At 38.0% G+C, this 6,337-nt stretch carries 14 protein-coding genes; all 14 read left to right on the top strand.

The features are described from left to right. The first annotated feature begins 104 nt into the window (after positions 1-104). A complete protein-coding gene (locus GWJ05_RS08230) occupies positions 105-287 on the top strand; it encodes a host cell division inhibitory peptide Kil (protein ID WP_072013132.1) in 183 nt (60 codons plus the stop codon). 127 nt (positions 288-414) lie between these two features. Beyond that, the gene (locus tag GWJ05_RS08225; protein ID WP_161681324.1) at positions 415-666 is read left to right on the top strand and encodes a hypothetical protein; all 252 of its coding nucleotides are present in this window, start codon (positions 415-417) and stop codon (positions 664-666) included. Beyond that, positions 663-1,490: a PD-(D/E)XK nuclease-like domain-containing protein gene (locus tag GWJ05_RS08220; RefSeq protein WP_237585107.1), complete on the top strand. Its 828-nt coding sequence runs from the start codon at positions 663-665 to the stop codon at positions 1,488-1,490. The genes GWJ05_RS08225 and GWJ05_RS08220 overlap by 4 nt, the downstream gene beginning before the upstream one ends. Then, complete coding sequence (locus tag GWJ05_RS08215) at positions 1,490-2,044, top strand: hypothetical protein (protein WP_161681323.1); 555 nt, start codon at positions 1,490-1,492, stop codon at positions 2,042-2,044. Before GWJ05_RS08220 ends, GWJ05_RS08215 begins: the two co-directional genes overlap by 1 nt. Beyond that, a complete protein-coding gene (locus tag GWJ05_RS08210; protein ID WP_161681322.1) occupies positions 2,044-2,580 on the top strand; it encodes a single-stranded DNA-binding protein in 537 nt (178 codons plus the stop codon). Before GWJ05_RS08215 ends, GWJ05_RS08210 begins: the two co-directional genes overlap by 1 nt. A 50-nt stretch (positions 2,581-2,630) precedes the next feature. Then, positions 2,631-2,897 carry a hypothetical protein gene (locus tag GWJ05_RS08205; protein ID WP_161681321.1) on the top strand — a complete coding sequence of 89 codons (267 nt, stop codon included), beginning with the start codon at positions 2,631-2,633 and terminating at the stop codon, positions 2,895-2,897. 35 nt (positions 2,898-2,932) lie between these two features. Continuing rightward, the gene (locus tag GWJ05_RS08200) at positions 2,933-3,235 is read left to right on the top strand and encodes a ClpX C4-type zinc finger protein (protein ID WP_161681320.1); all 303 of its coding nucleotides are present in this window, start codon (positions 2,933-2,935) and stop codon (positions 3,233-3,235) included. Continuing rightward, complete coding sequence (locus tag GWJ05_RS08195; protein ID WP_161681319.1) at positions 3,235-3,489, top strand: hypothetical protein; 255 nt, start codon at positions 3,235-3,237, stop codon at positions 3,487-3,489. Before GWJ05_RS08200 ends, GWJ05_RS08195 begins: the two co-directional genes overlap by 1 nt. A 72-nt stretch (positions 3,490-3,561) precedes the next feature. Then, on the top strand, positions 3,562-4,698 hold the full coding sequence (dcm, locus tag GWJ05_RS08190; protein WP_161681318.1) for a DNA (cytosine-5-)-methyltransferase: 1,137 nt from the start codon (positions 3,562-3,564) through the stop codon (positions 4,696-4,698). A 92-nt stretch (positions 4,699-4,790) separates the two neighbouring features. After that, complete coding sequence (locus GWJ05_RS08185) at positions 4,791-5,021, top strand: hypothetical protein (RefSeq protein ID WP_161680939.1); 231 nt, start codon at positions 4,791-4,793, stop codon at positions 5,019-5,021. Then, complete coding sequence (locus tag GWJ05_RS08180) at positions 5,014-5,379, top strand: hypothetical protein (protein ID WP_161680941.1); 366 nt, start codon at positions 5,014-5,016, stop codon at positions 5,377-5,379. The genes GWJ05_RS08185 and GWJ05_RS08180 overlap by 8 nt, the downstream gene beginning before the upstream one ends. After that, positions 5,369-5,914: a phage N-6-adenine-methyltransferase gene (locus GWJ05_RS08175; RefSeq protein WP_161680943.1), complete on the top strand. Its 546-nt coding sequence runs from the start codon at positions 5,369-5,371 to the stop codon at positions 5,912-5,914. Before GWJ05_RS08180 ends, GWJ05_RS08175 begins: the two co-directional genes overlap by 11 nt. 7 nt (positions 5,915-5,921) lie before the next feature. After that, complete coding sequence (locus tag GWJ05_RS08170) at positions 5,922-6,128, top strand: DUF4060 family protein (protein ID WP_087802142.1); 207 nt, start codon at positions 5,922-5,924, stop codon at positions 6,126-6,128. Beyond that, on the top strand, positions 6,125-6,337 hold a 213-nt coding region (locus GWJ05_RS18555), incomplete at its 3' end, for a hypothetical protein (RefSeq protein ID WP_237585059.1). The genes GWJ05_RS08170 and GWJ05_RS18555, both read left to right, overlap by 4 nt.

Here is a 6,337-nt window from a genome sequence, read left to right as displayed (position 1 = left end):
GATATCAAAAAAATACCTCAGCAGTAACCCACCGCACCAACACCAGATAACCACCCTATCGCTATCGCAAGATTAGCGCAGATTTCGCACATCCAGAGGTAAGCATGAATATTGATAAATACAAACTTTGTTTAGCTCAATCGCAAGCTGGAATTGCACATTATCTCAAGGATGAGAACGGATGGCGCGAAGCAAACGAAACATTAAAAAAGGCATACGGAGTACAGCATGAACGCAAAGCAGAAACACGCAAAACATCAGATATTCGCACTATTGCGAGAGTCTAAAATGACAAATGAGCAAATCGACGACTTAGTTTTTCAATGGAAAATGAAAGTATCGATGGAGCGTACAAACCTCATTCAGCATGAAATAAACACACGTAAGGAGCGCGCGTTTATCTAAGGAGGCTCTATGTTAACGAATACCTACGGACTCAGAAACGATTGGTACGAACGCCAAATGGAAAAGCAGGCGTTTGTTAATTCTCAGGAAGAGAAAATATCAGTTGATGAGGTTATGGATAGCCTACCAGAAGAACTGTTATGTATGGATTTAGCAAGGAAGTTAAATCCGGTATTTGAAATTAGCCCTCAGGCATTGGATGCGGTTTTAGATGGAATTAAAACAGCAATACAGATCGGGATAGATAAGGAGGTTTTATGATGAAAGATGGAATCTACTATCACTTAAGCAATGAGGATTACCACAAGGATGAGGCAATAGGATCAACGTCAGTAAAAGCAATGAATATTAGCCCGGCAAACTTATATTTTAACCCATTTAAAGGAAGCAAATCGGCAAATATAGGAACTGCAATTCACGCAGCATTGCTTGAGCCTGATGTTTTTAAAAAGGAATTCATTCTTAGTCCTGACATTAAAACCAGAGCGTCAAAGGAATACAAAGAATTGGTTAAGGTGTGCAATCCTGACAATATTTTTATAAATGGCGAAGTGGAAACAGTAACAAGGATGGTTGAGTCTGCAAGGATGAATACCGACTTTATGGACTACATGGAAACAAAAGGGAATTCAGAAGTATCGATGTTTGCTACATGTCCAATAACTGAATTAAGGCTGAAATGCCGATTTGATAGATTATCTGACTCTCTACCCTACCCGCTTGATATAAAGAGTTGCATGGACGCAACAGAGCGAGGCTTTAGTCAGGCGTTTGGTAAATATCGATACCATATTCAAGCGGCCTTTTATCTGTACGTTTTAAAGCTAACCACAGGGATTGAGTTAGACCAGTTTTGCTTCTTTGCGCTTCAAAATAAACCGCCTTATACCAATTGCATGTATTACATCGGCATGGAATCGCTGGAACTTGGCTATAAGCAAATGCACGAAGCATTACGCAAAATTAAAGAATGCATTGATGACGAAGCGCTACGAACTGAAGGAATAGCTCTTCCACCGAGTGAAATCAATGTTCCTAATTACTTATTCGATGATGAATACTTAGATGATGAGGTGTTTCTCTAATGGACTTATCACGCACAATCATCCCAAAGTCAGATCAGATTAACTTTGAAGATGTTCAAACTACACCGATTACCGCTGTTATTAAATCCGTTCGCGAAGGAACGAGAGATCAGCCTGTTTTTATCGACTTAGTAGGTTATGACGGCAGGCCATACAAACCATCTAAATCTATGCGAAGGGTTCTTATTGGTGGATGGGGAAATAACGGTCATGACTGGGTTGGAAAATCTTTAACAATAATTGGAGATCCATCCGTTAAGTTTGGCGGCGTAGCTGTTGGGGGTATAAAAGTTTATGCGATGAGTGATATTGAGTCTGATTTTTCAATGATGCTTTCTGTTTCAAGAGGTAAGCGCTCAGAGCATAGAGTTAAAAAGCTACTGACAAACCAAATGATGCTTGCCGATTTCACATCAAAATTAAACGAGATGTCGCCAGAACATTTCGAAAAATCATATCAGTGGCTTAAAAATAAATTTTCAGGAGATGATGAAAATATTGAGAAGCTAGAGGTTGTTTACAAGAGCCATAAATCAGATATGGAGAACACATAATGGCAAGTAAAGGCGTGAATAAATGTATTCTCATTGGTCACTTGGGGCAGGATCCGGAAATCCGCTATATGCCATCAGGTGGCGCTGTTGCAAATCTCACACTGGCCACATCGGAATCGTGGCGTGACAAACAAACTGGTGAAATGAAGGAACGGACCGAGTGGCATCGGGTATGCATCTTCGGCAAATTAGCAGAAATTGCAGGTGAATATCTGAGAAAAGGAAGTCAAGTATATATCGAAGGTTCTCTGCAAACCAGAAAATGGCAAGACCAAAGCGGTCAAGACCGATACACAACGGAAGTGGTGGTAAATATCGGTGGAACAATGCAGATGTTAGGCGGTAACGGTGGTAATCAATCAGGAGGCCAGAAGCCACAACAAACTCAAGGACGGGGTCAGCCACAGCAACCGCAAGCACCACAAGCATCGAGCAATCAAGCACCGCAAAGTGAGCCACCGATGGACTTCTCAGATGATATTCCGTTCGCCCCTATCGGACTCCCCTACCCACGCCACGCTATTTATGTGATTTAACCAAAGGATATAACCATTACTCAGTGCAAGGATGCAAACAGGAGATAGATATGAAAAAGCAAACAGTAGATTTACTAAATTCTAATAACGAAACTATTTTGATGATGCGAGGCAGCCAAACTAAAGAGCAAGTTATCGACACTGCAATTAAAGAAAACATTATTTGTGAAAGCGATAAATCGGAATGGGTCAATTGCGATCGCGTTGATGTTTGTTATTACAAGGCAGTTCCTCGTTATGGTTATTCAGCATATTACTATCCATCAAATAAAGATGTTAAAGGTGCATTTTTAGCGACAGCTTTAATTATCTTTTAATTTAACTCGCAGGGATGCAATGAAGAGGAATGAATATGAATACTTTTACACACCATAATCAAATTATGAAATTTACATTGCCAGAACCAGATCCTAGGAATGTTTGTAACTTTTGCGGTGGAAGCGGTAGTAAGGACAATTTAATCCAAGGTAAAGCAGCAAATATTTGTTTTGAGTGTTCTGACTTGGCGAAAGAAATAGCAGATGAAAAGCGTAAGGAAATAGCAGAAAAGGAAATCAAAGAAATTGCTCGATTAATTGAAGGGTATGCTGTTAAAACTGACAGTGCAGATATTGCCAGCCTGCTTCATCAAGCTGGATATAGAAAGGTGGAGTGATGGATAAATCAAGACAGCAGTTTGATAGAGAGCAAATGAAATTAGGCGTTCTATATGCTCGCAATCATTTAATTAGCGCATACAGAGCTAACTTTATAGAGTGTGATGAGAAACAGTTTGCAATGTTTATGAGTGCATTATCTCACGTTGCAAATGAATCCATCGATATTGAATTAATAATGGGAAATGTATTAGCTTGTAATGATGAAGCTGAGAATTGGATTAAAGAAACTTTAATTAAATATTCTAAATAAATAACCATGCAAATAATCGGATATGTATTACTCATGCTAATACAGGGTTCTGCACACTCATAGGAAATCAAAATGATATATTTAAGTTTGTTCAACGGAATATCCGCTGGACGATTGGCACTGTATCGCGCTGGAATTAAATTTGATAAATATTACATTGCTGAAATAGATAAATTCGCTAATAAGGTATCTGAATTTCATTATCCAGACAATATCCAATTAGGTGATGTTAATAATTGGCATGAGTGGGGTATTGATTGGTCGAATGTGGGATTAGTTACTGCGGGATTTCCATGCCAGTCGTGGAGTTTGGCTGGCAAGCAATTAGGTGATAAAGATGAACGAGGTAAATTATTCTGGATGACATTAGAAATAATGAGTCATGTATTGGAAAATAATCCAGATGCTAAATTCATGCTCGAAAATGTAAAAATGAAAAAGGAATTTGAGGAATATATAACATTACATACGGAGCGCGCATTAGGTTATGTAAATAAAACTCTTATTAATAGTTCATTATTATCAGCACAAAATAGACAGCGTTATTATTGGACTAATTTTGAAGTTAGCCAGCCAGAGGATAAAGGTATTTTGCTGAAAGATATTATTGATGATGACAGTATTACTGATAGAGAAAAGTCATATTGTATTGATGCTAATTACTCGAAAGGAACAAATTTAAATCAGTACCTAAATAAATCCAGACGGCAAATAGTATTTAGACCATGCGAACCAAGAGAGCGCATTAAGCAATCTAAAGACGGATTAATTCATGTTGCCAATGCATCTGACATTAGAGGTAACGAGTCTATACTGCGCGTTTATTCTGATGCTGGAAAAGCTCCAACGCTTTCAACGTGCCAGGGTGGGCACAGAGAGCCGAAAGTAGCAATCTATCAGCGTCCTCGAGGTAAAAATAATGGAGGTGTTCACACTGAAAAGTCACCAACACTCACATCTAATTCATGGGAACATAATAACACTCTGCAATATAGAAAATTAACCCCTAGCGAATGTGCAAGGTTACAAACGTTCCCCGATGGTTGGTGTGAAAATATAGTTTCAAATTCACAGTCATATAAATGTTACGGCAATGCGTGGACTGTTGATGTTATTGCTCACGTATTCAAATGTGCATATAGAGAAAATAAACATGAAGCTATTCGTCCTGTTGTTAATTATGAACAATCATGTAGTGCCAATATCTGATGATTTATACACGCAATCGGAATGCAATAAACGTGCTGAATATTTAATGTCAGTGAGGAATGTTGAAGTTATTTGTGGGGAGGTGATGAAAGATGAATAAACGAAATCAATTACTTAATCGTATTAATTGGGATGCTCAAGATGTTGGAATGATAAGACTTAGAAATGAAGATATTGGGAGTAAACTTCAAGTTCGATGTACTGCATTATGGAAAGAGTTATTAAATGCTGATATTCCAGCCGATGATTTAATTAATCGATTAACTACATTTCATAATGATGTTGAATTATCAGCAAAACAAACGGGATTGTATAATGAATAAATACACCGAACTCTCTGATTTCGAGATTAATAAAAAGGTATTCATTCTTAATTGTAAGGATGATTGCATTCAGTATAAAGATATCAAGCAACGCACTGGAAGTTTAAAGTTATTCCAGCGCCAACTAAAAGCCAATATTAAATATGATAATGAAGAAACATGGGAAGAAACAGAATGGATTGATTTCTTTGGTCACGCTATGGCAATGAGCCTAGTAGAGACAAATAAAATTGCCATTAGCTATGTAGATGAAATTTGGCAATGTGGCTCTGGTTGGAATGTAGCAGAAGATAAAAAATTAACTCGTGCCATATGCTTAGCATATTTATTAATGAAGGATGCGGAGAATGAAGGCTGACTACGGAGGTAGCCATACACCAAAGGAACTGCGTGATAGATGGCAAACTCCCCTACCTTTATTTACAGCACTGGACGCTGAATTTGGTTTCTATTTAGATGCCGCCGCCGATAAAAATAATGCGCTCTGTTCACGTTACCTCACTGAAAAAGACGACTCGTTAAATTGCGACTGGGAAAGTTATGGCGGTATTTGGATTAACCCGCCATATTCAGATATTCAGCCTTGGATTAATAAAGCCGCCGAACAATGTAAAAAGCAATTGCAACCTGTTGTGATGTTAATTCCTGCTGATACTTCTGTCGGTTGGTTTAATTCTGCATTAGAAACAGTCGATGAGGTGAGATTAATTACAGGAGGAAGAATATCATTTATTAATGCTGGTACAAACAAACCCGTCAATGGAAATAATAAAGGCTCAATGCTTTTAATATGGCGACCATATATCAAGCCACGAAAAATAATTAATACTGTCGATAGAGACGAGTTAATTAATATCGGCAATAGAATATTAAATGAATGGAAAATAGCATAGGTGAATTATGAGATTAATAATTCGCGGTGAAGTCACGCCCACAGAAAGGATAGCTATTAATGAGGCACTGGAAGCCCATAAAAAGAAATATAATCGAACTGGAATAATCGTTAATCATAAAATAAAGATAGGAAAGAATATCTACCCAGTCGAAATAGAAAACTGCCGTAGATCATACATGGTCACTTTGCGTAATAAAAGGCAAAGACTATGAATGCACAGGCAATGGAAAACGCGAGACGGCAAATAGCAAAGGAATGCTTAATCGAACTCAGAAGCCACGGAATACCAAACGACAAACTAACCACTCAGATCCTCGATAAATACACACCGAAGTTTAAGCCTCTAAATCACACAAAGTACAACACCAAAGATGTTATGTGCCAATACATCAGAAATCTGCAAAAGGAAGAGAAGAATGGA

The organism is Proteus sp. G2626 (genome assembly GCF_009915985.1).
In the GTDB taxonomy this organism is placed as follows: Bacteria; Pseudomonadota; Gammaproteobacteria; order Enterobacterales; family Enterobacteriaceae; genus Proteus; species Proteus vulgaris.
Note: the sequence above shows the minus strand (reverse complement) of the source record. Positions and strands in the feature narration are given on the sequence as shown.